General features: G+C 63.0%; 19 protein-coding genes. 5 read left to right on the top strand and 14 right to left on the bottom strand.

Annotated features, from left to right (window positions below; genetic code table 11):
• Positions 1-120: 120 nt before the first annotated feature.
• The 10 genes from BLU25_RS12040 to BLU25_RS11995 form a co-directional block, all read right to left on the bottom strand.
• Positions 121-1,497: a PepSY-associated TM helix domain-containing protein gene (locus BLU25_RS12040; RefSeq protein ID WP_016783367.1), complete on the bottom strand. Its 1,377-nt coding sequence runs from the start codon at positions 1,495-1,497 to the stop codon at positions 121-123.
• 146 nt (positions 1,498-1,643) lie between these two features.
• Positions 1,644-3,701 (bottom strand): TonB-dependent copper receptor, encoded by a 2,058-nt coding sequence (locus BLU25_RS12035; RefSeq protein ID WP_016783368.1) that lies wholly within the window; start codon positions 3,699-3,701, stop codon positions 1,644-1,646.
• Between the two features lie 98 nt (positions 3,702-3,799).
• Positions 3,800-4,171, bottom strand: coding sequence for a DUF2946 domain-containing protein (locus tag BLU25_RS12030; protein ID WP_016783369.1), 372 nt, complete (start codon positions 4,169-4,171; stop codon positions 3,800-3,802).
• A gap of 48 nt (positions 4,172-4,219) precedes the next feature.
• Positions 4,220-4,714 carry a copper chaperone PCu(A)C gene (locus BLU25_RS12025; protein WP_016783370.1) on the bottom strand — a complete coding sequence of 165 codons (495 nt, stop codon included), beginning with the start codon at positions 4,712-4,714 and terminating at the stop codon, positions 4,220-4,222.
• Between the two features lie 48 nt (positions 4,715-4,762).
• Positions 4,763-5,161 (bottom strand): DUF2946 domain-containing protein, encoded by a 399-nt coding sequence (locus BLU25_RS12020; protein ID WP_016783371.1) that lies wholly within the window; start codon positions 5,159-5,161, stop codon positions 4,763-4,765.
• A gap of 109 nt (positions 5,162-5,270) precedes the next feature.
• Entirely contained in the window at positions 5,271-5,561 is a 291-nt protein-coding gene (locus tag BLU25_RS12015; protein WP_016783372.1) for an addiction module antidote protein, read from the bottom strand.
• 3 nt (positions 5,562-5,564) lie between these two features.
• Complete coding sequence (locus tag BLU25_RS12010; RefSeq protein WP_016783373.1) at positions 5,565-5,867, bottom strand: type II toxin-antitoxin system RelE/ParE family toxin; 303 nt, start codon at positions 5,865-5,867, stop codon at positions 5,565-5,567.
• A 49-nt stretch (positions 5,868-5,916) separates the two neighbouring features.
• Positions 5,917-6,645: a cobalt-precorrin-6A reductase gene (locus BLU25_RS12005; protein WP_016783374.1), complete on the bottom strand. Its 729-nt coding sequence runs from the start codon at positions 6,643-6,645 to the stop codon at positions 5,917-5,919.
• Positions 6,642-7,739 (bottom strand): cobalt-precorrin-5B (C(1))-methyltransferase, encoded by a 1,098-nt coding sequence (locus BLU25_RS12000; RefSeq protein ID WP_016783375.1) that lies wholly within the window; start codon positions 7,737-7,739, stop codon positions 6,642-6,644. The genes BLU25_RS12005 and BLU25_RS12000 overlap by 4 nt, the downstream gene beginning before the upstream one ends.
• Positions 7,732-8,943 carry a bifunctional cobalt-precorrin-7 (C(5))-methyltransferase/cobalt-precorrin-6B (C(15))-methyltransferase gene (locus tag BLU25_RS11995; RefSeq protein WP_029611713.1) on the bottom strand — a complete coding sequence of 404 codons (1,212 nt, stop codon included), beginning with the start codon at positions 8,941-8,943 and terminating at the stop codon, positions 7,732-7,734. The genes BLU25_RS12000 and BLU25_RS11995 overlap by 8 nt, the downstream gene beginning before the upstream one ends.
• A 334-nt stretch (positions 8,944-9,277) precedes the next feature.
• Here BLU25_RS11995 and BLU25_RS11990 point away from each other — a divergent pair, with 334 nt between their 5' ends.
• The 5 genes from BLU25_RS11990 (at position 9,278) to cobJ (ending at position 18,708) form a co-directional block, all read left to right on the top strand.
• The gene (locus tag BLU25_RS11990) at positions 9,278-14,272 is read left to right on the top strand and encodes a dermonecrotic toxin domain-containing protein (protein ID WP_083369654.1); all 4,995 of its coding nucleotides are present in this window, start codon (positions 9,278-9,280) and stop codon (positions 14,270-14,272) included.
• A gap of 90 nt (positions 14,273-14,362) precedes the next feature.
• Entirely contained in the window at positions 14,363-15,694 is a 1,332-nt protein-coding gene (gene cobG / locus BLU25_RS11985; protein ID WP_304362898.1) for a precorrin-3B synthase, read from the top strand.
• A complete protein-coding gene (locus BLU25_RS11980) occupies positions 15,687-16,313 on the top strand; it encodes a precorrin-8X methylmutase (protein ID WP_016783380.1) in 627 nt (208 codons plus the stop codon). The genes cobG and BLU25_RS11980 overlap by 8 nt, the downstream gene beginning before the upstream one ends.
• Positions 16,313-17,044 carry a precorrin-2 C(20)-methyltransferase gene (locus BLU25_RS11975; RefSeq protein WP_016783381.1) on the top strand — a complete coding sequence of 244 codons (732 nt, stop codon included), beginning with the start codon at positions 16,313-16,315 and terminating at the stop codon, positions 17,042-17,044. Before BLU25_RS11980 ends, BLU25_RS11975 begins: the two co-directional genes overlap by 1 nt.
• Positions 17,041-18,708 (top strand): precorrin-3B C(17)-methyltransferase, encoded by a 1,668-nt coding sequence (gene cobJ / locus BLU25_RS11970; RefSeq protein ID WP_016783382.1) that lies wholly within the window; start codon positions 17,041-17,043, stop codon positions 18,706-18,708. The genes BLU25_RS11975 and cobJ overlap by 4 nt, the downstream gene beginning before the upstream one ends.
• Before the next feature lie 171 nt (positions 18,709-18,879).
• Here cobJ and BLU25_RS11965 read toward each other — a convergent pair whose 3' ends face one another.
• The 4 genes from BLU25_RS11965 to purH all read right to left on the bottom strand — a co-directional run bounded on the left by BLU25_RS11965 (position 18,880) and on the right by purH (position 25,502).
• Positions 18,880-19,476: a MarC family protein gene (locus tag BLU25_RS11965; protein ID WP_016783383.1), complete on the bottom strand. Its 597-nt coding sequence runs from the start codon at positions 19,474-19,476 to the stop codon at positions 18,880-18,882.
• A 57-nt stretch (positions 19,477-19,533) separates the two neighbouring features.
• Positions 19,534-22,314 carry a hybrid sensor histidine kinase/response regulator gene (locus BLU25_RS11960; RefSeq protein ID WP_016783384.1) on the bottom strand — a complete coding sequence of 927 codons (2,781 nt, stop codon included), beginning with the start codon at positions 22,312-22,314 and terminating at the stop codon, positions 19,534-19,536.
• 99 nt (positions 22,315-22,413) lie between these two features.
• Positions 22,414-23,712 (bottom strand): phosphoribosylamine--glycine ligase, encoded by a 1,299-nt coding sequence (purD, locus tag BLU25_RS11955; RefSeq protein ID WP_016783385.1) that lies wholly within the window; start codon positions 23,710-23,712, stop codon positions 22,414-22,416.
• Between the two features lie 182 nt (positions 23,713-23,894).
• Positions 23,895-25,502 (bottom strand): bifunctional phosphoribosylaminoimidazolecarboxamide formyltransferase/IMP cyclohydrolase, encoded by a 1,608-nt coding sequence (purH, locus tag BLU25_RS11950; protein WP_016783386.1) that lies wholly within the window; start codon positions 25,500-25,502, stop codon positions 23,895-23,897.
• Positions 25,503-25,538 lie beyond the last annotated feature (36 nt).

Genomic DNA, 25,538 nt, shown 5'->3' with positions numbered 1-25,538 from the left:
TGGCGGCGGGTGATGGAGCTTAACTTGTTTTGTTATACAGTAACATTAATTTCGGGCGTGTTACTGGCGTGCCATTATAGCCAAGGCTCTAGAATGCGCCTCTCGGATGCCTAATGCTGATCATGAGAGGCGCTCATGTGGCCGCAGTTTGCGGATCATCAGCAGTAACCGGTCGAGCCCCCACACGGCGATCAACGAGGCGCCCACCAGCGGGAACGCGATGGCCAGGGCGAGCATGATGGCAACGCCGGTTTTCCAGGTCGGCAGGTCGTGACGCAGCGGCGGTACCCCCAAACCACCTTGCGGGCGACGCTTCCACCAGATCACCAGGCCGCTTACGGAACTGAGCAGGATCATCAGGCACACCAGCAGCATCACGATCTGGTTGAGTGGGCCGAACAGTTTGCCTTCGTGCAGCATCACGCCCATTTCAGTGGCGCGGGCGACGTTGCCGTAATGCTGCCAGCGCACGTCGGCCAGCACCGTGCCGGTGTATTGATCGACATGCAGGGTGGCGTCATTGCGCGGGTCGTCGGCGAACACGGCTATGGTAAACACGCCGCTGGCGGTGGTCGGCAGGGTGATGCTGTAGCCGGGTTCGACCTGGCGCGCGGTGGCGGTGTCGACCACGGCTTGCAGGGTGATGCCGGGGGCTGCGGGGCCTGAACTGTGGGCGGCGTGGGCCATATGTTCGGCGTGGGCGCCGGAGACCGGCATCGGTGTGTTTTCCATTGCCCAGGGTACGGTCTGGCGGGTGGCGTTGTTGAGGCTGCGGGCCTCGATATCGGACTTGGGCACGTCGTTCCACATGGCCACCGGGAAGCGGTTCCACAGGTCGGCGTATTGCTTGCCCCAAAAACCGGTCCAGGTCATGCCGCTGATCAGCATAAACAGCAGCAAGGCCGCGCCCCAGAACCCGGTGACAACGTGAAGGTCACGCCACAGCACGCGCCCGCGCCGGTTCAGGCGCGGCCATAAGATACCGGCCGCCGACTGCCCGCGCGGCCACCACAGGAACAGGCCGGACACCACCAGCACCACGCCCCAGCCGGCGGCCAGTTCCACCAGCCGGTCACCGAGGGTGCCGATCATCAGCTCGCCGTGCAGGGCACGGGCCACGGCTTGCAGGTTGAGCTTGGCATCCTGCTCGCCCAGTATCTGGCCGGTGTAGGGGTTGATAAACACATTGAGCTCGCGCCCGGCGCTGCTGAGTACGAACTGGCCGCTGCGTTCGCGGTTGATCGGCGGCAGGTACTGGCTGATATGGCCCTGGGGGTAAGCGGTCTGCACGCGGCTCAGTTGCTCGTCGGCGCTGAGGCCGTGATGGGTCGGGGTGACGGTGAGCAGGTGGTCGTAGAGCAGGGGGTCGAGCTGGGGCTTGAACAGGTAGATGATCCCGGTCAGGGCCAGCAGGATCATGAACGGGGCGACAAACAGCCCGGCGTAGAAATGCCAGCGCCAGGCCAGGTTGTAGAAAGACGGTGTTGGTCGGCTCATGTGAGCGGCTCCGCAAGGTAGCAAGGTTTAGTGTTTGTTGTTTTGAGTGGGAGCGGGCTTGCTCGCGATGCAGGCAGCGCGGTCTGTCTGGTCGAGCGCGCTGATGCAATCGCGAGCAAGCCCGCTCCCACAGGGGGCGACTGGTGTCAGAAACTCACATCCACCTTGGTCCACAGCGTGCGACCCGGTTCATTGATGGCGCGCGGGTCGTTGGCCGGGTAGCCGTAACCGGCGTTGCCCGCCATGTTCAGATGCTCGCTGTAGTTTTTGTCCAGCAGGTTGTCGACCCCGGCGCTGACCTTGAGGTTTTTGTTGATGCGGTACGCACCGTTCAACGAGAACACGCCAAAGCCGGCACTTTTGTCGAAGTCCTTGCCCACCACGTTGCCCGCGTTGCGGTCGATGCGGTCCTGGCGCGCCACGATGCGCCACAGGGCACCGGCACTCCAGTCGTCTTGGCTGTAGGTCAGGCCCAGGCGGGTGTCCAGTGGTGGCATTTGCGGCAAGGCTTTACCGTCGCTGGTGTTCTTGCCCCAGGCGTAAGCCAGGGTGGCATCGGCTTTCCAGTTGGAGGTCAACTGGTACGCCGCGCCCAGCTCGCCGCCCATGACCCGGGCGTTGATGTTTTGCGCTTGTGAGGAACCTTTGGCGTAATCGAAGAGGATGTAGTCGCGGATCTCACCGGCGTACAACGAGGCCCAGGCCTCCAGAGTGTCGGTTTTGTACTGCAGGCCCGCGTCCAGCTGGGTGGTTTTCTCCGGTTTGATGGCATTGAACGCATTCACCGAACCGGCCGGGCCGGAACTCGGCGAAAACAGCTCCCAGTAATCCGGGAAACGCTGGCTGTGGCCCAGGCCTGCGTACACCGTGGTCGGGCTGTCGTTCAGGTCATGCTCGTAGCGCACGAAACCGCTGGGCAGGGTATCGGCACGGGTCTTGTCCAGGGTCGGGTTGGGCTTGCTCATCATCCCCGAGCCAAGTCGGGCGCGGTAATCCTTGGCGGATGCGCGGTCCAGGCGGGCGCCGGTAATCAGCCGGTCACGCTCGGCGGCGTACCAGGTCAACTCGCCAAAGGCTCCGTAGTTGTGGAAATCGGCGTCCTTGCTCCAGTTTTGATCCTTATAGGTATCGATGCCCATGCCCGAGCGTTTGCGGTGCTCATTGGTCTGGGCATCAATGCCGCTGATCAACTGGTAGTCGGCCCAGCGCCAGGTGGCCTTGATCCGTGCGCCGAGGGTGCGGCGGTCGACATTGGACGCCATCGGCCCGGCCATCATGCCGGTGCCCGACGGGGTACGCAGGGTGTAGTTGTCCATTACATGGTCGGCGTAGTTGTAGTAGACCTGGGCTTCGATTTTGTCGAGAACGTCGCCGATATTCGACTTTTCAAAGCGCAGGCCCAGGCTTTCGCGCTGGTACTGGCTGCCGTCCATGCCACGCCCGGCCGAGCGTGCTTCGCCGTCGCCCTTGCCGGCGGTGAGTTCCAGCAGGGTGTCGGCATCCGGGGTCCAGCCCAGGGCGATGTCGCCATTCCATTTGTCGTAGCGCGAGGGCACGGTGTCGCCGTTGCCGTCCTTGTAGTCATCGGCATGGGCGGTGTTGCCGATAACCCGCACATAGCCCAGCGGGCCACCGGCGGCGGCGTCGATGGTTTTGTCGAAACGGCCGTTGGAGCCCGCCAGCAAGCTGGCATTGACCCGGGTGCCCAGTTCGCCGAAGTGCTCGGGTTCGCGCTCGAAGAGGATGGTGCCCGCCGAGGCGCCCGGGCCCCAGAGCACGGTTTGTGGGCCTTTGATCACGGTGAGCTTGTCGTAGGTTTCCGGCGAGATATACGAGGTGGGGGCATCCATGCGCCCGGGACAGGCACCGAGCATTTCGCCGCCGTTGGTGAGGATATTCAGGCGCGAGCCGAACATGCCACGCAACACCGGGTCGCCATTGGTGCCGCCGTTGCGGATCAGAGCGAAGCCGGGGATGGTCTTGAGGTAGTCGCCGCCGTCACTGGCAGGCACGGGCTGGCGTGGGTCCTTGGGGTTGGTGACGATGGTCAGCGGTGAGCTGGGGGCGATGGCGGTGATCACCAGCGGGCTCAGTTCATTGCTGTGCGCGGCATGTTCGTCGGCCACGGCGGTGGACGCCAGGACGGCGCAGCACAGGGTGCTGAGGGCAAAAGGCAAACGGGAGGCAGCAGTAAAGCGGGACATAGACATTCCAATAGTCAGGCGAATACAACGCGGCCACGCACCTGCGGCTGTCTAAAGCAGCGCTTGCAGGTCGGCCAGGTGATGTGTTGTGTCGGTGCTTAAAGGAATGTGGGAGGCGCGCGGGAGCGTGCGCCGGGGAAGACCGGTTGCCGGGCGTGGCCCAGGCGGGGGTTGGCGGCCAGGTAACTGTTGAGTTTAGGCGCGCCGTAAAGGGTCAGGTTCGGGGTGCCGGGCAGCGCCGGGCAACTGAACAGCAGGGTGCAGTAGCCGCACTTTTCCCAGATGGCATGATGGTCGCTGGCGGGGTGTTCATGATCCGCGTGCGCCGGCATGTCCATGCCCATCTCCATCGACATGGGCATTGGCATGGAGGCGTGATGGTCCATCGGCATCGCCTGGGAAATCAGCGGGCCGATAAAGATCATCAACATGGCAAACAGGCTCAGCCAACTGCCGCGAATATGCGACATGGAGTGCCTGGCGCGTGGTGCGCGCACGGGGGTCAGCAACCTTGGCCGTTAGTGGGCGTGCATGTGTTCCATGCTGTCTTCAGGTGCCTGCTTCTGCACATTGACCTCAACCGGCACGGCGCCGGCTTTTTCAAAATGCAGGGTCAGCGGGAAGTGCTTGCCGTCCTGCAGCAGGCTGCGGTCCTTGAGGCCGAACATCATCACGTGGTACGCCATGGGCGCAAAGGTGACGGTACCACCAGGCGGCACTTCGACGCTGGCCACGGGCAGCATCTTCATCAAGTCGCCTTCCATGATGTGCTGGTGCAGTTCGGCCTTATCGGCAATCGGCGTGTCGACACTGACCAGGCGATCGGCCGTGTTGCCGGTGTTGTGAATGATGAAATACGCGGCCACGGTGGGCGCGTTGGGCGGCAGTTCCTGGGACCACGGGTGGGCGATTTCGAGGTCGCCGCTTTTGTATTCGTGGGCGTTGGCAAAACAGGCAGGCAGCAACACAGCCGCCGCAATCACGACGTGCTTGAACAGGGAAAGGTTCAACATGGCAATTCTCCGGAACGATTCAAAACGCAAAGGGGTTGCGAGGAAGAATCAGACCAGGGGCGATGCGCGGGGGTTGAGGCTGGGCCATTGCTGGCGCGGTGTGGGGCGTTTGAGATGATCGGGGACCAGGCTGTGGCCCCGCTCGATGGCGGCAAAGTATAGCTTGGGAATATGCGCGGGCAGCGCCACCACCGGCGCGGCGCCCGAGCAGCACCAGCAATGCTGCATGGTGGAGTGATCGTCAGGCTGGCTGTCGGCGGGCTCGAACTTGCCCAGCGATACGGCGACCATCTTGGTGCCGGTAGAGGAACAGAAGCTGCTCCACATGAATTGCTCGGTGGGCCCTCGCTCAACGGATTGGGTCGCCCCGGCCATCGGCATGGCGAGCATGTTGAACAGCACTGCAAAGCAGGCGATCCAGGCAAATGCAAACCGTTGTCGGGACATGACGAATTCCGTGAGTGGAGCGATCAAGGGGCTATTTAGCCTGAATGCTCGGCGTAAGTAAAAAGTGCGGGTGTGGCGAAGTGTCGCGATCGGCCAGTCCGCGCAAATTTCAGGCTGCTGTGGCATGCAGCTTGAGCCCCAGCGCCTTCATCACTTTGATGATAGTCGCGAACTCGGGGTTGCCCTTGCTGCCCAGGGCCTTGTACAGGCTTTCACGGCCCAGCCCGGCATCGCGGGCGATTTGAGTCATGCCTTGGGCGCGGGCGATATCGTTGAGCGCCGCTCGGATCAGACTGCCGTCGCCGGGGTCCTCTTCGAAACAGGCGTCCAGGTAAGCCGCCATGTCCTCCGGGGACTTCAGGTAGTCAACGGTATCGAAACGGGTAAGTTGCTCGGTCATGCGTCAGTCCTCATTACCCAGTGTGTGTGCCATTTGTTTTGCGCGTTTTATATCTCGTGTCTGGGTGGTTTTGTCGCCGCCAACAAGCAGCAGGTAGAACACTTCGCCTTTGCGGGTGTAATAGACCCGGTATCCGGGCCCGCAGTGAATCCGCATTTCGTAAACACCTCCACCGACGCACTCGCAGTCGGCGAAGTGACCCAAACCGGCCGCTTTCAGGCGAGCAAGAATGCGGGCCTGGCCGGTTTTGTCTTTAAGCGCGCTCAACCATTTGGCGAATTCGCGTGTTTGTTCGAAAGTGATCATGGAGCATGATCGTATTCTTAAGGATACATCATCGCCAGCTTTTACACATTCACAAATAACTTTCCTGTGCCAACCCTTCCAGCACATCCTCGACCGTCCGGAACTCCCTATCCACCTGCGCCAGCGTCGGCCGCTTGAGGATCAACACCGGCACCCCGCGCTCGCGGGCGACTTGCAGCTTGGGTTCGGTGGCGCTGCTGCCGCTGTTTTTGCTGATCAATACGTCGATGCGCCGTTGTGCAAACAACTTGCGTTCGTCATCAATGAGGAACGGCCCGCGTGCGCCGATCACGTCGCAGCGTGCAGTGCCGGGGTAAGCGTCGAGGGCGCGCAGGGTCCAGAACTGCTCAGGCGGGATTTCGTGCAGGTGCTCCAGCGGCTCACGGCCCAGGGTGAACAAGGGGCGCTGGAAGGGGGCGAGCGCTTCGACCAGTTCGCTCCAATCTGCCACTTCGCGCCAGTCATCATCCGGTTGCGCAACCCACGCGGGGCGGCGCAGGGCCCAGCACGGAATATTGCTGGCGACCGCGGCGAGGGCAGCGTTCTGGCTGATTTGCGCAGCGTAGGGGTGGGTGGCGTCCAGCAGCAAATCGATACCCTCGTCGCGAATGTATCGAGCCAGACCTTCAGCACCGCCATAACCGCCCACCCGTACCTCGCAGGTCAGGTCCGTCGGCACCCGGCCAACTCCGGCCAGGCTGTAGACATGCTGCGGGCCCAGGGTGCGGGCGATGGCCAGCGCTTCGGTGACTCCGCCCAATAACAAGATACGCTTCATGCAAAGGCTCCGGCGTGGCCGACAATCCCGCCCTGGCGGTCGATGGCAAACACTTCAACCTGGACCTGGGCGGGCACCACGCTGCGGGCAAAGTCCAGCGCGTGCTGGCACACCGCATCGCCCAGCGCGACACCCGCCGCACTGGCCATCGCCAGCGCCTGCTGGCTGGTGTTGGCCTGGCGGATGGCTTCCTGCAACTGGCTGTCGGCACCGATGGCGGCGGCCCACTCAGCCAGTTGCGGCAGGTCGATGCTGGAGTGGCGACTGTGCAAGTCCATATGGCCTGCGGCCAGTTTGCTGATCTTGCCGAAGCCGCCACAAATGCTCAATTTATCCACAGGCACTTTGCGCAGGTGCTTGAGCACTGCGCCGACAAAGTCGCCCATTTCGATCAGGGCGATTTCCGGCAGGTTGTAGACCCGGCGCATGGTGTCTTCGCTGGCGTTGCCGGTGCAGGCGGCGATGTGCAGGTAGCCGTTGGTCTTGGCCACGTCGATGCCCTGGTGAATCGAGGCGATATAGGCCGCGCAGGAGAACGGCCGCACGATGCCGCTGGTGCCCAGGATAGACAGCCCGCCGAGAATCCCCAGGCGCGGGTTCATGGTTTTCAGGGCCAGGGCTTCGCCGTCCTGCACATTGACGGTCACTTCAAAGCCGCCGCCGTAACCCAGTTCGGTTGCCAGTTGCTGCAAGTGGTCAGTGATCATCTTGCGCGGCACCGGGTTGATTGCCGGTTCGCCCACGTTCAGCACCAGCCCCGGGCGGGTCACGGTGCCGACGCCTTGCCCGGCGACAAAGCAAATGCCCGGCTCGGCCCGCAGGCGTACCCGTGAGTAGAGGAGCGCACCGTGGGTCACGTCGGGGTCGTCGCCGGCGTCCTTGATCGTGCCCGCTTCGGCACCGTCTTGCCACAGGCGGCAGAACTCCAGGCGCATCTGCACCTGCTTGCCCTTGGGCAAGGTGATTTGCACTGCGTCGTTAAACACGCCGCCCAGCAGCAGGCGCGCAGCCGCCAGGCTGGTGGCGGTGGCGCAGCTGCCGGTGGTCAGGCCGCTGCGCAGGGGGGCGGGTTGTTCGGCGGTTTCGTCACGCATCGAGGGGCTTGGTCACGTCCAGAAGGGTAATGGGCAACGCCTGGCGCCAGGTGTCGAATTCACCCAGGGGCTGGGCCTGGGCGATATGGATGCGGGTCAGCTCGCCGCCGTGGCGTTCGCGCCAGCTCATCAGCAGCATTTCGCTTTGCAGGGTGACGGCATTGGCCACCAGCCGCCCGCCGGGCTTGAGCTGTTGCCAGCAGGTGTCGAGCACGCCTTCGCGGGTGACGCCGCCGCCGATAAAAATCGCATCCGGGCGCTCCAGCCCGGCAAGGGCTTGTGGCGCCTTGCCGCGAATCAGTTGCAGGCCGGGCACGCCCAGGGCATCGCGGTTGCGTTCGATCAGTTGCTGGCGCCCTTCATCGGCTTCAATCGCCAATGTGCGGCAACTGGGCCAGGTGCGCATCCACTCGATGCCGATCGAGCCGCTGCCCGCGCCCACGTCCCAAAGCAACTGGCCGGGCAAGGGGGCGAGGCGGGCGAGGGTGACGGCGCGCACATCGCGTTTGGTCAACTGGCCGTCATGCTCGAACGCGCTGTCGGGCAGGCCGCCAATGCGTGACAGCGGCCGTGCACTGGCGTCGGCCAGGCAGTCGATGGCGATCAGGTTGAGGGCGGCGACGGGCGGGTCCTTCCAGTCGCTGGCGCTGGCCTCCACCCGCCGCTCCGCCGGGCCGCCGAGATGCTCCAGCACCGTCAGGCGGCTGGGGCCAAAGCCCTGTTCGCGCAACAGTCGGGCGATGATGGCCGGGCTGCTGGCATCGTTGCTCAGCACCAGTAGGCGTACGCCGCTGTGCAGGTGGGCATTGAGCGCGGCGACGGGGCGTGCCACCACCGACAGCGTGACCACGTCCTGCAGGGGCCAGCCCATCCGCGCAGCCGCCAGGGAAAACGACGAAGGCGCCGGCAGTACCTGCATGTCTTCTCGCGCCACTACCCGCGCCAGGCTGGCGCCGACGCCAAACAGCATGGGGTCGCCGCTGGCCAGTACGCAGGTCGGCGTGTTGCCCTCGGCCAGCACCGGCGCCAGGGCAAACGGCCTGGGCCAGGTCTGGCGCTCGGCGCGGATGCAGGCGGGCAGCAGGTCGAGCTGGCGCTGGCTGCCAATCACCCGGCTCGCGCCCAACAAGGCGCGGCGCGCATTCTTGCCCAGCCCGGCAAAGCCGTCCTCACCTATTCCCACAACTGTTAGCCAGGGCGACATGCCGATCCTCTTGATAAACGCCAGGTTGTTCCCCCGCTGCCGGGCGAACGCCCTGCGGAGACAGGTGAGCATGATAACGCGCCTTGCCCTGCACCAGAGTCGATCTTTACGGGTGGTAGCCGGGTAGTGCCTGTGGACGCAAGATCCGCGAGTACCTCAGCCCGCAGGTGATGTTCAATCAGGCACAGGCGCTCACCCGCTTCGGCTATTTCAAGCCCCGGGCCGGCACATCGGTTTGATCCACCGTTTGTACCTGCATATCTATGTAGTGCCTTGGCGGCGCGGGCTTGCGATAGCGTGTCGGGCATTGTTCGGGGTCCCGGAGGGATGACTCATGAAAACCAGTGATAGTGCATTTTATTCAGAGCCCGCCCTGCGCGAGATGTTTACCGCCTGCCTGGCGCGCGCCGGGCAAGCGGGTGAAGTCGGCGAGCTTGAAACCAAGGGTCTGCGGGCGATTCTTCTGGGTCTGCCGTCGCCGGTGCAGGCCTGCCAGCTGTTTCTGGCGCGCAATGGCAGCCGTCTTGTGCTGTGGGCGGGTGCCTTGCTGTGCAGGGCCGACGGCCCCGACCTGTTCCTGTTCAGGCTGCCGGGCAGCCTTGAGCGCTTTGCCAGCCTGGACGCATTGCGCCAGGGCCTCGAACAGTTGCTGGATTCCCCGGCCGAGCGCCACCGGCTGCTGCGATTTACCCCGCTGGATGTGCGCCAACGCCTGAGCATGGCCGGTTCGCTACTGGTTCAGGTACAGGCAGTGGCTTCTGCGGCCCTGGCCGGGGTCAGCCGGCAAGTCGGCGATTTTGTGCAGCGCTGTCAGGAAACGACCTTGGCCAGCCTGGTGTCGGTACCCTCGTTGCACGCGGTGGTCGAGGCTCGGGAGCTTGCCGCCCTGGCGCGTAAAACGGTCGGGCAAGCGCCTGCTCCTGACGACCTGCAGTTGATGGAACAGATACCGCAGCGTATGCAGGTCGCATTGCAGCAATGGTGGCACACGCCCTTGGGGCCTGGCCCCAGCCCCTATGCCTGCTGCGTGGCGCTGCAAGGCGACCGTTATTACCAGCAGTGCCTGCAGGCCCTTTACGACAGGCAGGTCACCCCGGTGCAGTTCGATCTGCTGGAAAGCGTGGTTTCCGCTGCCGGGGGGGGTGGGCAGATGCATGTCTTACGCCTGTCGGTATTTGATCCAAACAACGGCGCGGTAAACCTGGCAGGGTTGCTGGGGGTGTTTTTTGTGCAACAGGACGGGCCGGTATTTCTGTTTGGCGGGCCGCACGGGCTGCAGCAGTATTCATCGAGGTCACGGCTCAAGGCGCGGCTGCTTTCGGCCTTGCGGGCACCGGCGACGTTTGAACACCTGGCCCGGCATGTGGCGCTGGCGCAACAGGCATTTCTGCTCGACAGGGTCGAGCTGGACCTGAGCGTCGAGCACCTGTCCTCTGATCCTTTTGCAGCCAGTATCGACTCGATCCTGAGCAAGCAAGCTGATGATTTCGCCTATCTGTTGCGCACGTTGCCGGCCCGGGGGGTAGCCCTGGCGGCGGCGGATCACGGGCTGGATGTGCGCCTGCTGGTGGACGGGCGTTTGCTGGCGCTCGACAGTGGCGGACGCTGGAGCAGCCGCTACGAACCCCACGCCCGTCCTCCTGTGGCCCCGGTCAATGGCTGGCCGATCGACAGGCTGGCGGCGAGGTTGGCGAGTGTCGCAGCCCAGCGTGACGAGCTGTTGCGGGCGTGGCCTGCGCCGTTGTCGTATGCGCGCTTGCGCCTGCTGGAAGCGCTGGCCCGGGCCGGCCATGAGGCGCTGGATATCGAGCGCATCCTGCTGCGCCACCCCGGTGCCCGGGAGCCGGTCACGCTGGTCGCGGGGCTGCTGCAGCATGCTACCGGGTACCTGCCGCTGCCGCGTGATCCGCAGCAGATCGAAGCGGGCCTGTACGGCTATGGGAGCGGTGACTGGAAACCACAGAGATCGCTGCCGGGGACCAAGCTGCTCAACCTGCTGGAGCAAGCGGCGTCGGATTTCTTTCCGGGGTTTGTTGCCCATCTCAGCGAGTTTTTCCATGCTTCGCTGGCCCTGTCGCGGCCCGATACCCGGATCGACAGGCTGGGCACCCTGAGGCTTGCGCTGCTGCGTGCCCAGTTGCACTTGAGGCAACAGGATCATCCGCTTGAGGCGACGGACATGGCGGTGCTCACCACCGTGCTCGGGCAGCCGATCAGCGCCCGGCGACCTGCCTGGCAACATTTTGTACCCGACGTGTTCGGTGTTGCGCTGTCGATCCCCGGGGTCCAGGGGGCGGTGGATATGGTCAATTGCCTGCTGTTTACCCAGCGCGGCGGGCTGGAGTCGGTAAACGCCGGCCGCGCCATCTTCTGGAGCCCGGGCTCAGGTTTTGAAGGTTTCGCCTCGCTGGACGCATGCCGGGCCTGGTTGCAAGCGCACCTGATGGACAAGGCACTGCGCTGGGAGCTGCTGGCCCACGTCAGCCTGGCTGCGCAGCCGCAGACGAGCGCCTGGCTGGACAGAATGCCCGGAGAGCAGAACCGATGGCTGTTTTTTGAGCGCTACGAGCACGACTTCACCCGCGAGGCCCAGCAGCGGGTGATTGCCAAAGTGCTGGCCGACGCTGGTGAGGCTTGTCGTCAGGCCCGGGCCATACCCTTGTCAGCGCAGGCGTTTGAGAACCTGGTGCAGAGTGCGCTGGTTCATGGCCACGCCGGAGTGACGCCGGAGCTTGCGCTTGAAGCGGTTCACCTGCAACGGTTCAAAGCCTCGTTGGCGCCCTGGCTGAAAAGCGCCCCGGCCGCCGATCAACTGGCCTACGCCGGCCTGCTGCAACGCTATCAACATGCCGGGCAGGCAGCGCAGAACTACCTGCATGACATCCCGCCCATCATCAACTATGCCCGCAGCATGCTGACGTTGCGTCTGGAACTCGACTTCCCGGGCCTGGTACCTGGCCCGGACGCCATTGAGGTGGTGATCGATACCTACCTGGCCTCGACGGTACCGGTGGGCAACACGCCCTCATATTTGCCGGCGGCAACCACCCGCACAGTCCAGACCCTGACGCAGTTTTCGCTCAATGGCTTCTATCGGCTCAATGACGGGGTTCTCTCGCTACGGGCCAGCAACGCTACTCCGTTGCCCGAGGCCCTCAACGCCACCTATGTGCGGCGAGTCACGCGTCAGCTGGATATCGGCGCGCATTACCGGGCCTTGTTGCAGGACAAGCTGACCCCTGGTAACACGGGGGTTGCCGAGCGCCAACAGCAGTTTGCCGAACTGTTATCGGTTCAGGTCATGGAGCAGGTGCTGCGGGAAAAACTGATGGAGCCGGGCAAGGAGCTGGCCTGTGGTTATGTGAAACATGTGATCAGCATGCCCGATGGTGCGGCCCGGCTGCCATTGAACGGGCAGGCCATCATTGTCCGCCCGTTTGAGCTGCTGGCCGAACCGGATGCCGCCCCCGATCGTGCCCGGGGCCTGTATCTCATTGGCCCGGCGCACTCCGGCGGCGGGCCGCAGGTGCTGTGGGTCAGCTACAGCGAGCACTATACGTTCAGGGCCTATAGCGATGAGCCTGCCTTGCTCGAAGACTTGCGCGTCTCGACCCCGTTTCAGGCTCTGGTGCTGCAGCGCCTTGAGCCCGAGGCACGCAAAACCTACAACTACGGCGGTTTTACCGAACCCCATGTGCCCCGTTATGTCGATGCTTCGCCAGGTGGCTATGTGCCCAGGCCTGCACCCCCAACCCTGGGCCTGTCGCCGATCGCGGGTAATCTGTTCGAGCAGTTGTACACCGACAACTACCACCTGTTGCTCGATATGGCCGCTGCACAGTCCAGGACCACGGCCGAGGCCGACTGGGAGTCGTTCAAGTACCTGTTCTCGCTGATTGCGTCGACGGCGCTGATGTTCTTGCCTGCCAGGTTAAGCATCCCGATGGTGGTCTGGCAGTCGCTGGGCAGCCTGCAACAGGGGGTTGAATCTGCGCTAAAGGGCGATTGGGGGGAGGCCGTGGCCGGCTTTGCGTCGTCACTGGCGCAGATCGGAACAGGTTATCGCACGCCGCGCATCGAGCCTGCAGCCCTGCACCAGCCTGAAGTCCGGTCCCGGGTACGGCTTACACCTGAGCAGGAGGCCGGACTGCAGCCCTTTCAAACCCATGATGTGGCCTTGCAGGATCTGGAACTGGCCCCTTCGACCCGGCTGTACCTCCACCCCGGTACGGGCCGCCAGTATGTGCTGCTGGCGGGGCATGTATTTCGGGTGCAGGCATGGCGTGAGCGCTGGCGGATTTATCTCGGCGAGCAGCGTGAAGGGCCGTTGGTCAGGCTCAATGAGGACGGGCAGTGGGCCCTCGACCTCAAGGAGCCGCTGCTGGGAGGCGGCCCGGTGCTGTCGGTCACGGCGCGGGTGGCCGACCACTTGACCCATGAAATCCAGGCTGTGGGCATGGTCAACATCGAGCGACGCTTTCCCGACAAGGCGCTGGCCATTCGCGAGGCCCATGCACAGGCCGTGACCTACCTGCAGCGCTGCCAGAGTGCCCTGCATGGGCTGCTTGGACCCGGCCCTGAAAATGCCCGCAACCGGGCGCTCGTCGCCGGGTTTTTTGATGTGGAGGAGGTCAGCCAGCCCTTGCTGGAGCGTTTGGGCGAAACGGTCGAGCCACTGCTGACCCGGCTCCTGCATCCCGACCTGTCACCTCAGACCTCGGGCAAGTATGTGGTGTGTCGTGCCCGCTACAGGGACGACGCCGTTGCCTGGATACACCGCTGGGACACGGGCAGGCGTGTGTACCTGAGCGACCGTTTTTTCAGCACGATCTTTGACACGCCCTATGCCTTGAGCCAGTCGTTTGTGAAAACCGTGCTGCCACCCTTCAGGACCAACGTGCATTATCGGGCAACGTTCCTGTTGCACGAGCTGACCCATCAGGTACTGAGCACCGAAGACATCAACTACCTGAACCCCGGCTTTCCCTATGAGGACCTGCTCGATGACAGCACCCCGCTGGGCAGCCATATCAAGTCATTCAACCGGATTGTCCAGAGGTGCCACTCACCGCAAATACCGACAGAGCACCTGTTCCAGGAATTCGACCCTGAAGCTCAAACCTGGGCGGATATGCCCGCCAGCCCCGGCAAGGCAAAAGTCAAAGCCATTGCCGGTGTAAAGACCCTGGACCAGGCGCGGCGGATCTTCAGGAATGATCCGCGTAAACGCATTGATATGATGCTGGCCAATGCTGATACCGTGGTGTTGTTGCTCACCCGACTGGGCCGGGTTGAGCCTGCGCTGCCGCAGGAGAGGGTGAGCGAGTAGTCATTCCGTCCGGCAGGCTTTTCATGCGCTCGCCCAAAGCAGGCATAATGCGCCACCTGCAATAGCGAATTGCCTGCCCTGGATAGCCCCTTGACCTTGCCACCTGAACTTTCTGTCACGACGCCTGTGCGCCCTTCGGCTTGCCCGGGGTTACTGCGTATCGTCCAGGCGATGGATGGCGGGATCTGCCGGGTCAAGCTGGACGGTGGCTCGATGACGGCCCTACAGGCGCGTGCGGTGGCCGATGTGGCTCAACGCTATGCCAGTGGCGTGATCGAGGCGACCAACCGTGGCAACCTGCAGATCCGTGGTGTCGGGCCACAGCATCGGGCGCTGATTGAGCCGTTGCTGGCGGCCGGGCTCGGGCCTGCCACGGCGGCCAGTGACGATGTGCGCAACTTGATGCTCAGCCCGAGTGCCGGCATCGACCCGCAGATGCATATCGATACCTGGCCGCTTGCCCGGCAGATACTGGCCAGCCTGCAAAGCACGCCGCGGTTCGCCGAGCTGTCGGCCAAGTTCGCCGTGCAACTGGACGGCGGCGAAGCCCTGGCCATGCTGGAACATCCGCACGACCTGTGGTTGTCGGCGTTCCGGCGCGATGGCCAGACGCTGCTGGCTTTTGGCCTGGCCGGGTGCCCCGCGCACGATCCGGCACTGGCTGCCGTGCCTGCCGAATACGGGCATGAACTGGTGATGGCGGTGCTGATGCAGTTTCTGGATCTGGCCCGGCCCGAGCACATCCGTATGCGCCATCTGTTGGAAGAAGTCAGCGCTGCGTCGTTTGTCGGGCAGTTGGGGCAGCGGCTCAGCGTGCCACTGCTGCCTGTTCGCGACTGGCAACGGGGTGCCGCTTCGGCGTCCATGCACCTCGGCATCTGGCCGCAGCATGCCTCTGGCCGGGTTTATGTCGGCGCCGCCCCGCCGCTGGGGCGGCTGGATGCAACGATGCTCGCGGGGTTGGCCGGGCTGGCCGAGCGCTTCGGCGACGGCACTCTGCGTTTCACCGCGTGGCAGAGCGTATTGCTGCCCAACGTCGCGACGGCTCAGGCCAGCGCGTTGATGGGCGACTTGATGGCGCTCGGCTTGATCTGCGACGCAGGCAGCCCGCTGGCGCACCTGGTCGCCTGTACCGGCTCCAGTGCCTGTGCCAAAGGGCTGGCGGACACCAAGCAGGATGCTCGTCAGTTGGCCTCGTTGCTGCCAAAACCCATGACTATTCACCTGACCGGCTGCCAGCGCTCCTGCGCGGCAGCCCACATTGCGCCGGTCACCTTGCTGGCCGTGGCGCCCGGTCACTACGACCTCTATTTACGCAGCCCTGAACATGCCGGTTTCGGTGTTCTGCGCGAGCGCAATCTTACAATTGAAGCGGCGAGTGCCTGGTTTGAGGCCCGCCAATGGAGCAACACCGATGATTGATTACATCCGCGATGGTCAAGAGATCTATCGCAATTCCTTCGCCATTATTCGTGCCGAGGCCAACCTCGACAGCATCCCGGCGGACCTGGAAAAACTCGCGGTGCGGGTGATCCACGCCTGCGGCATGGTCGATGCCATCGAAGACCTGCGCTTTTCGCCGGGTGCCGGCAAGGCCGGGCGCGACGCTCTGGCGGCAGGTGCGGCGATTTTGTGTGATGCGCGCATGGTGTCCGAAGGCGTGACCCGTACCCGTTTGCCGGCCAACAACCCGGTGATCTGTACCCTGCGTGAAGAAGGCGTACCCGAACTGGCGCTGGAGAAAGGCAACACCCGTTCGGCGGTGGCCCTTGAGCATTGGCGCCCGTACCTGGAAGGCAGTGTGGTGGTGATCGGCAACGCGCCTACCGCGTTGTTCTATCTGCTGGAAATGATCGATGCTGGCGCGCCAAAACCGGCGTTGATCCTGGGCTTCCCGGTAGGCTTTGTCGGCGCTGCCGAATCCAAGGCCATGCTCGCGGCAGACAGCCGTGGTGTACCGTTTGTGATCATGCAAGGCCGCCGTGGCGGTAGCGCGATGGCGGCAGCCGCCGTCAACGCCCTGGCCACGGAGATCGAATAATGGCGCAACCAGGACGTTTGATCGGTCTGGGCGTAGGCCCCGGCGACCCCGAGCTGATCACGGTTAAAGCCCTGCGCCTGCTGCGTGAATCGCCGGTGGTGGCGTATTTCGTGGCCAAGGGCAAGAAGGGCAATGCGTTCGGCATCATCGAGGCCCATCTGCAAGAGGCGCAAACCCAGATGCCGCTGGTGTACCCGGTGACCACCGAGGTGTTGCCAGAACCCTTGTCGTACGAACAGGTGATCAGCGACTTCTACGATCAGGCTGCCGTTGAAGTGGCCGTGCATCTGGACGCCGGTCGCGATGTGGCGGTGATCTGCGAAGGTGATCCGTTCTTCTATGGCTCCTATATGTACCTGCACGACCGTCTGGCCCAGCGTTTTGAAGCGCAAGTGGTACCAGGTGTGTGCTCGATGCTGGGCGGCGCTTCGGTGCTGGGCGTGCCGTTGGTGTATCGCAACCAGAGCCTGTCGGTGCTCTCGGGTGTGCTGCCCCACGAGGAACTCAAGTCGCGCCTGGCAGTTGCCGATGCGGCGGTGATCATGAAGCTGGGGCGCAACTTTCATAAAGTGCGCGAGGTGCTGGGCGAGCTGGGGCTGGCCGAGCGGGCGTTGTATGTCGAGCGCGCCACCATGAGCAATCAGAAGATCGTGCCGCTCAATGAAGTGGAACCGATGTCTTCACCCTATTTCTCGCTGATTATCGTCCCTGGCGAACGGTGGCAGGGTTGAGTCGCCCGGCACCGGCCATTGTCATTCTGGGCAATGGCAGCCTGGACACCGCACGCCGTATCCAGCAGTTGCTGCCCGGCGCTTCGGTCCTTGGGCTGGCAGGGCGGGTAGACGGCGCGGATCGTAGTTACAGCGATTTCGGCGACACTGTGCGTCAGCTTTATCAGCAGGACACGCCGATTATTGCGCTGTGCGCTGCGGGTATTGTGATCCGCACGTTGGCGCCGTTGTTGCTGGAAAAAGGCGCCGAGCCGCCGGTACTGGCGGTTGCCGAAGACGCCAGCGCGGTGGTGCCGCTGCTGGGCGGGCTGGGCGGGGTGAATGATCTGGCGCGGGTCATTGCGGCGGGTCTGGGGATTGCTCCGGCGATCACCACCAGCGGCGAACTGCGCTTTGGTACGTGCCTGCTGAACCCGCCTGCGGGCTATGCCCTGGGCGATCTGGAACTGGGCAAGCGCTTTGTTTCGGACCTGCTGGCCGGCGAATCAGTGCGTATCGAAGGCGATGCACCGTGGCTGGCGCGGGCGCAGTTGCCCGAACATGCACAGGCGCGTCTGGCAATTCATGTGGGCAACGCCGAGCGTGCGCCTGCCGCTGACGAGTTATTGATTTATCCGCGCAATGTACTGGCACAGGTGTGTGCCGAGGTTTCGCCGCAGACGATCCTCGAAGCATTGCAGCAGGCTGGGCTGGCTCGCCAGTCCCTGGCTTGCGTGGTTGCGCCCGATACCTTGATGGCCAGTGCGCCGTTGCGTGAAACGGCCCTTGAACTGGCTGTGCCGCTGCGGTTTGTCGGCGGCGATGATGCCCTGCTGCCCGTAGCCTGGCGTGAGCCGGGCAATGGCGTGGCGCTGGGCGTGGCCTCCACGCCATTGGCGCCTGAGCAGATTGGCCGGGCCCGTGGTCGCCTGGCCGTGATCGGCCTGGGCCCCGGTGCTGCCGAGCTGATGGTGCCTGCGGTCAAGGCCGAACTGGCACGGGCCAATGATGTACTGGGTTACGAAACCTATGTGCGCATGGCCGGCCCGTTCCGCGACGATCAGGTGATGCATTGCACCGATAACCGCGAAGAGATGCAGCGCGCCCGTCACGCCTTCGAGCTGGCGGCGCTAGGTCGCTCGGTGGTGGTGGTGTCTTCAGGGGACCCTGGAGTTTTTGCCATGGCTGCCGCCGTGCTGGAAGCGTTGCATGAGTCTGTGGACCCGCAGTGGCACAGTGTCGATCTGGAAATCCTGCCGGGTGTGTCGGCCTCGCTGGCAACCGCCGCGCAGGCTGGGGCGCCGCTGGGGCATGACTTCTGCGTGATGTCGCTGTCGGACAACCTCAAGCCGTGGAGCATCATTGAAAAGCGGCTGGACCTGGCTTGCGAAGCGGATCTGGCGTTGGCGTTCTATAACCCGATTTCCCGCTCAAGGCCGTGGCAACTGGGCGTTGCGCTGGATATCGTCAGGCGTCATCGCACGCCGCAAACGCCGGTGGTGCTGGGGCGTGATATCGGGCGCCCGGGCCAGACCCTGCGCACAATGACCCTGGGTGATTTGACCCCGGAGCAGGTGGATATGCGCACCATGGTGCTGGTGGGGTCGTCGACCACATGCACTTTCCCGCGTGTCGACGGGACTCAATGGGTGTACACGCCGCGCTGGTATGGCGAAAAGCCTTGAGCCCTGACTGTTGGGGGAGCTGGCTTGCCAGCTGCTGATTTCAGGGAGTGCACATGGCCTGTGGGAGCAGGCTTGCCTGCGAAGGCATCGCCGCAGTCAGGCAGGCAAACCGCATCGCCTGTATCGCGAGCAAGCCCGCTCCCACACAGGCCTGCCAGCCGCAGTTGTTGATCAGGGGATCAGATAGCCCCTGATCCCGGTAAAGATAATCTGCGCTGCAAGGGCGCAGACAAACAGACCCATCAGGCGGCTGACGATCTGCAAACCCTGCTCGCCGAGAATCCGCTCAATGCGGTTGGACAGGTAAAGCACCACGCCCACCGTCAGGCTGGCCAGGGCAATACTCACAATCGCCATCAGCTTGTCATCCCAGTGCGGCTGGCTGACGCCCATGACCAGCAACGCACCGATGGTGCCGGGGCCTACAGTCAGGGGAATGGTCAGTGGCACGATGGTCACGTCCTGCTGCACATTGTCGGTTTGCACCGCAGATTTGCCCTGGGCCATGCCCAGCGCCGAGATAAACAGCACGCTGCCGGCACCGATGCGGAACGCATCGACGGTGATGCCGAAGACGCTGAAAATCATGCGCCCGAACAGGTACAGCAACACGCTGGAGATCAGCGTGGCCAGGGCCACTTTCCAGGCCAGGCGGCGGCGTTCCTTGTTCGAGTAACCCCGGGTCAGGCTGATAAAACACGACAGCACGAAAAACGGGCTGTAGAGCACCAGCATCTTCAAGTACACACTGAACAGCATATGGAGCATGGTCTGAGCTCACATCGAGGGAGGCGCCGAAAGTCTATCAGGGGGATTGGCGGTCTGTTAGGACAGTTGTGTCCTGGATTGACGCAACTCACGTTGTTCGACCCAATATTCCACCAGCTCACGCAGTTGTGACAGCTCCACGGGTTTGGACATATGCCCGTCCATACCGGCCTGCCGCGCACGTTCCTTGTGTTCGGTGAGGATATGCGCGGTCAACGCGACCACCGGAGTGCGCACGCGCTGATGGCTGACTTCCCAGGCGCGCAGTTGCTCGGTGGCGGAAAACCCGTCGAGTACCGGCATCTCACAGTCCATCAGCACCAGGTCGTAACGCTGGGTTTTCATCGCCTTGAGCGCTTCGGCGCCATTGCAGGCGGTGTCCGGGTGCAAATTGAGCTTGCCCAGCATGCCGCGAATCACTTTGGTCGAGATGTTGTTGTCTTCGGCCACCAGAATGCGGAAGTCGCCCGGCACTGACACCGGCACGACGGCGGGGCCATTGGCCGAGGTGTGTGCAGTGGCATGGCCCTTGTTACGTTGGGTCAGCTCGTCGGCCAGGGTGGTCTTGAGGGTGTAGCCGGCCACCGGCTTGGCGAGGATGCGCTTGATGCCGCAATTGCGCGCAATGATCTTGCTCGGCGCGTTGCTGATGCCGGTGAGCATCACCAGCAGGATGTCGTGGTTCAGGCTCGGGTCTTCCTTGATCTTGGCGGCCAGTTGCATGCCGGTCATGCCGGGCATGTTCTGGTCCAGCAACACGATGTCGAAGTAGTCACGCAAGTGCGCCTTGGTACGCAGCAGGGCCAGGGCTTCCTTGCCCGAGGCGGCGGCGCTGACGTTCAAGCCCCAGGCGGAGCATTGCTGCACCAGCACTTTGCGGCAGGTATCGTTGTCGTCGACCACCAGCACCCGTGCGCCTTTGAGCGGGCTGTCCAGGTCCGAGGTCGGGTGTTCCAGGTGCTGCGGGTCCAGGGGCAGGGTCAGCCACAGGTTGCTGCCGGTGGTTTGCCCCGGTTTTATGCCAAATTCGCCGCCCATCAGCATGATCAGCTGGCGAGCAATCACCAGGCCCAAATGGCCGCCAAGGCGGGTGGCGGCTAGGAAGTTCTTGCTGTGCAGTTCGGCATGCAACAGGGCGTCGCGCTCCTGTTCGTCCATCGGCTGGCCGGAGTCCTGGATGGCAATGCGCAGGCGCGGCGGGCCACTGCGTTCCTCAAGGGCCACGACAATCAGGATCTCGCCCTCGTCGGTCTTTTTCAGGGAGCTTTCAAGCAGGCTGAGCAGGGTCTGTCGCAAGCGGGTCGGGTCACCGCTGATCACCCGCGGTACTTGCGGCTGGATAAAGCTGATGAGTTCGACGTTTTGCTGTTCGGCCTTGGTGCGGAAGATGCTCAGGCAATCTTCGATCAGGGCATTGAGGTCGAACTGCACGTCATCCAGCTCGATTTGCCCGGATTCAAGCTTGGAAATGTCGAGAATTTCGTTGATCAGGGTCAGCAGTTCATTGCCCGCGCTGTGAATGGTCTGCACATAGTCGCGCTGCTTGACCGACAGTGGCGTGCCCAGCAGCAATTCGGTCATGCCCAGCACACCGTTCATGGGGGTGCGGATTTCGTGGCTGATCTTGGCCAGGAACTCGGCCTTGGCATTGACCTCGGCCGTGCTGGCCGCCAGCTCGCGGCTGATGCTGAACTGCGCCTGGGTGATGCTGCGGTTGCGCTCGCTCAGGGCAAAGCTCATCAGCAAGCCGCTGATACACACCACACACATCAGCGCCAGCACCAGTTCCTGTGGCGCGATCAGGGTCAGGCCCAGCAGTGCCGGGAGAATCACCAGGGTACCGATATTGAAAATCACCATCGCCATGACAAACATGCGCGCTGGCTTGTAGCCCTTTTGCCAGTGGTAGACCGATACGGCCAGGATGCTGACGCTTGCCAGCCCGACCAGAGCGTAGGTGATGAGGTTCAGCGGCAGGTTGTCGATAAACAGCAGCAACAGGCCGCCCAGGCCGATGATCAGGATGTCCAGCAACAGCAGTTTGAGCAGCCGATGGGCGCCGCGACTGGCGAAAAAGGTATAGGTGAACATCAGCCCGCAAGGTGCGGTCAGCAGCAGGGTCAGGTAGGCCCCCGGGGTTTGCATGCCGTGCCACTGGCCCAGCCAGGGGTCGAGCAGATTCAGGAACAGCACTGAACTGGCCATCAGCAGGGCTTCGCAGATCGCCAGCCACAGGCTGCTGGGCGAACGGCTAAAGGCAAAGCGTACAAGGTTGTGCAGCAACAGCATCGTCATGCAGCCCAGCAACAGGCCATAGAGCAGGGGTTTGCTCTGGCTGGCGGCCAGCATCACGGCAGTGTCGAGGGTAATGTGCGGGCGCAGTTGGTGGTCAGAGACCATGCGCAGGTAAACATCCAGCGGTTTGCCGCTTTGGGGCAGGGGTAGCAGGTAGTCACTGCTGGGCACCGGTTTGTTATTGGTGGGTAATGCTGAGCCGGTGTTGATTTCGCTGATCAGTTTTTGATCATCGAACACATACATGTCCAGGCGCGCCAGGTCGGGGGCGAATAGCCGCAGTACCTGTTCGTGCTTGTCGGGTTGCAGGTGTACTCGCAACCACAGGGCCTCGCCGGGTTCAGCAGCCCCTATGCGGCCAAGGTCGACCGGGCTGAACTGGCTGGACAGGCGGGGGGAACGGACATCACTCAGTTCCAGCGTGGCCTGCGGGTCTGACAAGACCGACCAACTGGTAGACGGAGCGGCTTGCGCAGGCATCATGCCAAGCACAGTGGCCAGTAAGGCAGCGGTAAAAGCTATGGCGATCCTGAGCCAGCGCACGGCGAAATCCCTTCGTAAAGTGAAGCCTGAGGTTAACTATGCGCGGGCCTGGAATAATTAGGCAAGGCCCGAGGGGCCCCGCCTATCCGTGTGGAGTGCTTATTCCTGGTTATCACCGCGTTCGCGTGCAATGGCGCGGTAACCAATGTCGTTACGGTAGAAGCAACCGTCCCATTCAATCGCCTTGGCCAGCTCGTAAGCCTTGTGCTGAGCCGCTTCAACGGTGTCGCCCATAGCGGTTGCGCACAGTACGCGGCCACCAGAGGTAACGACTTCACCCGCGGTGTTGAGTGCGGTACCTGCGTGGAACACCTTGCCTTCCAGCTTGGCCGCTGCATCCAGGCCGTGGATCACCGCGCCCTTGGCGTAGTCGCCAGGGTAGCCACCAGCAGCCAGGACAATGCCCAGGCTCGGGCGTGGGTCCCATTGCGCTTCAACCTTGTCCAGCGCTTGAGCCAATGCCGCTTCAACCAGCAGCACCAGGCTCGATTGCAGACGCAGCATTACTGGTTGGGTTTCCGGGTCGCCAAAGCGGCAGTTGAACTCGATGACCTTCGGGTTGCCGGCCTTGTCGATCATCAGCCCTGCGTACAGGAAGCCGGTGTAGACGTTGCCTTCTTCAGCCATGCCGCGCACGGTTGGCCAGATCACCAGGTCCATCACGCGCTGGTGAACGTCAGCGGTGACCACCGGGGCAGGGGAGTAAGCACCCATGCCGCCGGTGTTCGGGCCGCTATCGCCGTCGCCGACGCGCTTGTGGTCCTGGCTGGTAGCCATCGGCAATACGTTCTTGCCGTCGACCATTACGATAAAGCTGGCTTCTTCGCCGTCGAGGAACTCTTCGATCACTACGCGCGAACCGGCTTCGCCAAAGGCATTGCCTGCGAGCATGTCACGCACGGCGTCTTCGGCTTCTCCCAGGGTCATGGCGACAATTACGCCTTTGCCGGCAGCCAGGCCATCAGCCTTGATCACGATCGGCGCGCCGACTTTCTGCAGGTAAGCCAGGGCCGGTTCGATTTCGGTGAAGTTCTGGTAGTCGGCGGTCGGGATCTTGTGACGCGCCAGGAAGTCCTTGGTGAACGCCTTGGAGCCTTCCAGCTGGGCGGCGCCAGCGGTCGGGCCGAAGCAGTCCAGGCCACGGGCGCGGAACAGGTCAACCACACCGGCAACCAGCGGCACTTCCGGGCCGACGATGGTCAGGGAAACGTTCTTCTCGGCGAAGTCCGCCAGTTGCTCAAGGGCCAGCACGTCGATGGCGACGTTTTCGCACTTGGCTTCAATGGCGGTGCCGGCGTTGCCCGGGGCAACGAATACTTTGGCGACACGTGGGTCCTGAGCTACTTTCCAGGCCAGTGCGTGTTCGCGGCCACCGCTGCCAATGATCAAAACATTCATTTCAAAAACCTCGGATGACGCTGAATTCTGATAAGCACCGCTGAGGTGCCTGAAGGCCGGGCTTTTGTGGGAGCCGGGCTTGCCCGCGATACAGGCACCTCGGGGTTTCATACCTACCGAAGTGTTGCTGTCGCAGGCAAGCCAGCTCCCACAAAAGCCGGTGCCTACATGGGATCGTGCTGTTAGTGACGGAAGTGGCGCATGCCGGTGAACACCATCGCAATGCCGGCTTCGTCAGCGGCAGCAATCACTTCGTTGTCACGCATCGAGCCGCCCGGCTGGATCACAGCAGTGATACCGGCCTTGGCGGCGTTGTCGATGCCGTCACGGAACGGGAAGAATGCGTCCGATGCCATCACAGCGCCCTGCACTTGCAGGCCGGCGTGTTCAGCCTTGATCGCAGCGATACGGGCCGAGTTTACGCGGCTCATCTGGCCTGCGCCGACACCGATGGTCTGACGGCCCTTGGCGTAGACAATGGCGTTGGACTTGACGTACTTGGCTACTTTCCAGGCAAAGATCAGGTCGTTGATCTCTTGCTCGGTCGGGGCACGCTTGGTCACGACTTTGAGGTCTTCGCTGCCGATCATTTCGATGTCGCGGCTTTGAACCAGCAAACCGCCATTAACGCGTTTGAAGTCCCAGGCCGGGGTGCGCTCTGCGCTCCACTCGCCACAGGCCAGCAGGCGCACATTGGCTTTGGCAGCCACAATGGCGCGAGCTTCTTCGCTAACCGATGGGGCGATGATCACTTCAACGAACTGGCGCTCAACGATGGCCTTGGCCGTTTCGGCGTCCAGTTCACGGTTGAAGGCGATGATGCCGCCGAATGCCGATTCGGTATCAGTGGCGTACGCCAGCTCGTAGGCCTGGCGGATGCCGCCTTCGGCGTCCGGGCTTACGGCCACGCCGCACGGGTTAGCGTGCTTGACGATGACGCAGGCTGGCTTGACGAAGCTTTTTACGCATTCCAGCGCGGCGTCGGTGTCGGCCACGTTGTTGAACGACAGTTCCTTGCCTTGCAGCTGGGTTGCCGTCGCGATGCTGACTTCGGTCGGCTTGGCTTCAACATAGAACGCCGCTTTCTGGTGCGGGTTCTCGCCGTAGCGCATTTCCTGGGCCTTGATGAACTGGCTGTTGAAGGTGCGCGGGAACAGGCCGCGGTCTTCGGTGCTCAGTGTTTCAGCGGCCTGGTTCACGGTGCCCAGGTAGTTGGCGATCATGCCGTCGTAGGCGGCGGTGTGTTCAAACGCCTTAAGCATCAGGTCGAAACGCTGTGCGTAGGTCAGGCCACCGGCCTTGAGGTTTTCCAGCACGTTGGCGTAATCGCTGGCATTGACCACGATGGCCACGTCTTTGTGGTTTTTCGCTGCCGAGCGAACCATGGTCGGGCCGCCGATATCGATGTTCTCGATGGCGGTCGGCAGGTCGCAACCCGGCTTGGAGATGGTGGCTTCGAACGGGTAGAGGTTAACCGCGACCAGGTCGATCGGCTTGATGCCGTGCTCGCTCATGATGTCATCGTCAATGCCGCGACGGCCCAGGATGCCACCGTGGATTTTCGGGTGCAGGGTTTTCACCCGACCGTCCATCATTTCTGCAAAGCCGGTGTAGTCCGCGACTTCAACAGCGGCAACGCCGTTGTCTTGCAGCAGCTTGAACGTACCGCCAGTGGACAGGATCTCGACGCCGAGGGCTTCCAGTTCACGGGCGAAATCAAGGATTCCGGTTTTGTCGGAAACGCTGATTAGAGCGCGGCGGATCGGCAGGCGGGTAGTCTGATCGGTCATCTCGATTTCCATCAAAAGCAAAGGAGTCAGCAAAAA

The organism is Pseudomonas fragi (assembly GCF_900105835.1).
Classification (GTDB): Bacteria; Pseudomonadota; Gammaproteobacteria; order Pseudomonadales; family Pseudomonadaceae; genus Aquipseudomonas; species Aquipseudomonas fragi.
This window is presented reverse-complemented; position numbering and strand designations above follow the sequence as displayed.

Coding starts and splice junctions, on each gene's coding strand:
- BLU25_RS12015 (WP_016783372.1), bottom strand. CDS start 5,561: ATGACCGAGCAACTTACCCGTTTCGATACCGTTGACTACCTGAAGTCC.
- BLU25_RS12020 (WP_016783371.1), bottom strand. CDS start 5,161: ATGTCCCGACAACGGTTTGCATTTGCCTGGATCGCCTGCTTTGCAGTG.
- BLU25_RS12010 (WP_016783373.1), bottom strand. CDS start 5,867: ATGATCACTTTCGAACAAACACGCGAATTCGCCAAATGGTTGAGCGCG.
- BLU25_RS12025 (WP_016783370.1), bottom strand. CDS start 4,714: ATGTTGAACCTTTCCCTGTTCAAGCACGTCGTGATTGCGGCGGCTGTG.
- BLU25_RS11980 (WP_016783380.1), top strand. CDS start 15,687: ATGATTGATTACATCCGCGATGGTCAAGAGATCTATCGCAATTCCTTC.
- BLU25_RS11995 (WP_029611713.1), bottom strand. CDS start 8,943: ATGTCGCCCTGGCTAACAGTTGTGGGAATAGGTGAGGACGGCTTTGCC.
- BLU25_RS11975 (WP_016783381.1), top strand. CDS start 16,313: ATGGCGCAACCAGGACGTTTGATCGGTCTGGGCGTAGGCCCCGGCGAC.
- BLU25_RS12035 (WP_016783368.1), bottom strand. CDS start 3,701: ATGTCCCGCTTTACTGCTGCCTCCCGTTTGCCTTTTGCCCTCAGCACC.
- BLU25_RS11965 (WP_016783383.1), bottom strand. CDS start 19,476: ATGCTCCATATGCTGTTCAGTGTGTACTTGAAGATGCTGGTGCTCTAC.
- BLU25_RS12030 (WP_016783369.1), bottom strand. CDS start 4,171: ATGTCGCATATTCGCGGCAGTTGGCTGAGCCTGTTTGCCATGTTGATG.
- purD (WP_016783385.1), bottom strand. CDS start 23,712: ATGAATGTTTTGATCATTGGCAGCGGTGGCCGCGAACACGCACTGGCC.
- BLU25_RS12000 (WP_016783375.1), bottom strand. CDS start 7,739: ATGCGTGACGAAACCGCCGAACAACCCGCCCCCCTGCGCAGCGGCCTG.
- BLU25_RS12005 (WP_016783374.1), bottom strand. CDS start 6,645: ATGAAGCGTATCTTGTTATTGGGCGGAGTCACCGAAGCGCTGGCCATC.
- purH (WP_016783386.1), bottom strand. CDS start 25,502: ATGACCGATCAGACTACCCGCCTGCCGATCCGCCGCGCTCTAATCAGC.
- BLU25_RS11990 (WP_083369654.1), top strand. CDS start 9,278: ATGAAAACCAGTGATAGTGCATTTTATTCAGAGCCCGCCCTGCGCGAG.
- BLU25_RS12040 (WP_016783367.1), bottom strand. CDS start 1,497: ATGAGCCGACCAACACCGTCTTTCTACAACCTGGCCTGGCGCTGGCAT.